Origin of the sequence: Nostocoides japonicum T1-X7 (assembly GCF_001046855.1) — a bacterium.
Lineage (GTDB): Bacteria > Actinomycetota > Actinomycetes > Actinomycetales > Dermatophilaceae > Nostocoides > Nostocoides japonicum.
Genome location: NZ_HF570958.1, coordinates 4,470,341 through 4,473,622, shown reverse-complemented (window position 1 = coordinate 4,473,622; position 3,282 = coordinate 4,470,341). Strand labels below are relative to the sequence as shown.

Here is a 3,282-nt window from a genome sequence, read left to right as displayed (position 1 = left end):
CCCCCCGCCCCGGCTGGCGGGACGTGCGGATCGACCCGCTCGCCCGCACCCTGTCCGTGCCGCAGGGCACCGTCCTCGACCTCGGCGCCACCGCCAAGGCGCACGCCGCCGACGTCACGGCTCGCCTCCTGCTCGACCGACTGCCCGGCGGCTTCCTCGTCAACCTCGGCGGCGACCTCGCGGTGAGCGGCCCGAGCCCGCGCGGCGGATGGCGGGTCGGCGTCGAGGCGCTCGACGGAACGGTGGCCGAGGTCGTCACGACCCGGACCCTGTGCCTCGCGACCTCCTCGACGATCCGCCGGACGTGGGCTGCCCCGGACGGCCATGGCATACGGCATCACATCGTCGACCCACGGACCGGCGACACGGCGCGGACTCCGTGGGCGCTCGTGACGTGCGCCGCGGCGACGACCCTCGAGGCGAACACCGTCGCGACGGCCGCCGTCGTCCTCGGTGACGAGGCGCCAGCCTGGCTCGAGGCGCGTGGTGTCGTCGCCCGGCTCACCGATCACGCGGGCCGGATCACGACGACCCGCGGCTGGCCGTCCCATCGCGAGGCCGTGCCGGCATGACGAGCGGCCCGGGCAGAGGGACAGCCCGGGCCGCTCGCCCGGGCCCGATCGGGTGCGACGTCTCCGAGGAGGGGCGCCGGCGGCGTGAGCGGCTCGGCCAGGGCGGGATGGCGGTGGAGGTCGGTCCCCGATCGGGTGAGGCGTCTCCGAGGAGGGGCGCCGGCGGCCGGGGTGGCGCGGTTGGCCGCCGGGGACCTCGACGGGGCAGGATGAGCGGGTGAAGTATGCCGAGCACATCGCCGACCTCGTCGGGAACACGCCCCTCGTCAAGCTCAACGCCGTCACGAGAGGGGTGACGTCGGCGACCGTCCTCGCGAAGGTCGAGTACGTCAACCCGGGCGGCTCCGTGAAGGACCGGATCGCGCTCCGGATGGTCGAGGCGGCCGAGGCGTCCGGTGAGCTGCGGCCGGGCGGGACGATCATCGAGCCGACGTCGGGCAACACCGGTGTCGGCCTCGCTCTCGTCGCCCAGCGCAAGGGCTACCACTGCATCTTCGTCTGCCCCGACAAGGTGAGCGAGGACAAGCGGAACGTTCTCGCGGCATACGGGGCGGAGGTCGTCGTGTGCCCGACGGCCGTGGCACCGGACCACCCGGACTCCTACTACTCGGTCTCGGACCGGCTCGTCCGGGAGACACCGGGCGGGTGGAAGCCGAACCAGTATGCGAACCCGGAGGGCCCGAACTCCCACTACGCGACGACCGGCCCCGAGATCTGGGCCGACACCGACGGCCGGGTCACGCACTTCGTCGCGGGCATCGGGACGGGGGGCACGATCACGGGAACCGGGCGGTACCTGCGCGAGGTGAGCGCCGACCGTGAGGGCGGACGGGTGCGCATCGTCGGGGCGGACCCGGAGGGCTCGGTGTACTCCGGCGGAACGGGCCGGCCGTACCTCGTCGAGGGGGTGGGGGAGGACTTCTGGCCCGCGGCATACGACCCGGCCGTCGTCGACGAGGTCATCGCGGTGAGCGACGCGGACTCCTTCGACATGACGCGGCGGCTGGCCCGCGAGGAGGGCCTGCTCGTCGGCGGCTCGTGCGGCATGGCCGTCGTCGCCGCCCTCCGGCTCGCCGAGGACCTGCCGGAGGACGCGGTCGTCGTCGTGCTCCTGCCGGACAGCGGTCGCGGCTACATCTCCAAGATCTTCAACGACACGTGGATGGCGTCCTACGGGTTCCTCCACGCCGACGAGGGCCGCACGGTCGGCGACGTCCTGCGGGCCAAGTCGGGCGACCTGCCGGCGCTCGTCCATACGCATCCGAACGAGACGGTCAAGGTCGCCGTCGACATCCTCCGGGAGTACGGCGTCTCCCAGATGCCGGTCGTCAAGGCCGAGCCCCCCGTCATGTCGGGCGAGGTCGCCGGCGCGGTGAGCGAGCGGGACCTCCTCGAGGCGCTGTTCACCGGCAAGGCCCACCTCGCGGACTCCGTCGAGAAGCACATGTCGCCCGGTCTCCCGCTCGTCGGTGCCGGAGAGCCGATCTCGGTGGCCCGCAAGGAGCTCGAGACGAACGACGCGCTCCTCGTCGTCGAGGACGGCAAGCCGACCGGGGTGCTCACCCGCGCCGACCTCCTCGGGTTCCTCGCAGACTGAGCCGGCGTTCCTCGCCGAGCCGGCGCGGGACAGCCCGTATGCCGTGCCGCCGGGCCGGGCGGGGGCTCTCCCGTCCGACCCGGCGGGACCGCGGGAGCTCGCGGCTCAGAGGCCCCGGATCCGGTACAGGTCCCCGCTGAAGCTCACGACATAGGCCGTGTGCCCGACGATCTCGAGGGACGTCGGCCGATCGAGGACGATCGGCGCACCGTCACAGTCGCGAACTGCGGCGAGGTGGCCGCCCTGCCCGACGGCATACAGGTGGCCGGTGTCCGGCAGCGCCGGTGTCCCGTCGGCCGGACCGTCCCAGGTGCCCTGGGACAGCAGGTACAGCCTCCGGCTCGGACCCTCCTCGACGTCGACGGCGAGGCGCGCACCGGTCGCCTGGACCGAGACCCGACCCCCGGGACCCAGCGACAGCAGGCGTCCGGTGCGGGGCTCGTGGGGCGTGGGCCCGGCCTCGGTGAACCAGACGCGTCGGCCGTCGGTCTCCAGTCCGGTGGGGACGACGTCGGCCACGGCGACGCGCTGTCGGACGGATCCGTCGAGCCCGACCTGGAGGACCCGGTTGTGGTGGCCGTCGGTGACGAGGAACCCGTTGCCGTACGGCGTCATCGCATACTGGACGCCGGTCGTGATGAAGAAGTCCGTGGCCGGCGGGTGGGCGGCCGACCACGTCCCGATGTCAGCCGTCACCCTCCACGTTCCGTCGCGTTCGAGGCGGTAGATCCCCACCGTCGCGTCGCCGAGGTGGGGACCACCGACGATGTCGCCGCCCACGAGGGTGACGAGGGCGTACATCCGGCCGCGGAGGAAGGCGACGTCCATCGCCCCACCGATGTCGAGGGCCTTCGGTGGCAGGCCGGTCGCGTATGCCGAGACGGTGCCCTTCCGCGGGTCGACACGGTCGATGGTGCCGGTCGCCCCATCCGTGACGTAGACGGCGCCGTCGGGACCGACGGTGCTGCCGGAGCCGATCGTGCCGAACGTGGCGACATGCGACAGGACCGCCCGGCCCGACGCGGCTGCGCCCGTGCGGGTGGTGGTCGCGAGGGCGGTGCCCGCGTCGGCGGGGGCTCCGGTGAGCGCGAGCGCGGCGGCGGGGGGGCGGGG

Annotated in this window: 3 protein-coding genes; 2 read left to right on the top strand and 1 reads right to left on the bottom strand. The window is 73.7% G+C overall.

Annotation, left to right across the window (positions count from 1 at the left end; genetic code table 11):
• Together BN12_RS20310 and BN12_RS20305 are read left to right on the top strand one after the other, a co-directional pair.
• Positions 1 to 572 (top strand): FAD:protein FMN transferase (locus BN12_RS20310; protein WP_048555309.1); only part of this gene is annotated, 572 nt, incomplete at its 5' end.
• A 217-nt stretch (positions 573 to 789) separates the two neighbouring features.
• Positions 790 to 2,169, top strand: a complete 1,380-nt coding sequence (locus BN12_RS20305; protein ID WP_048555308.1) for a cystathionine beta-synthase — start codon at positions 790 to 792, stop codon at positions 2,167 to 2,169.
• Positions 2,170 to 2,274: 105 nt separating this feature from the next.
• On the opposite strand, the gene BN12_RS20300 is transcribed toward BN12_RS20305, so the two are convergent.
• A partial coding sequence (locus tag BN12_RS20300) for a ScyD/ScyE family protein (RefSeq protein ID WP_048555306.1) occupies positions 2,275 to 3,282 on the bottom strand: 1,008 nt, incomplete at its 5' end.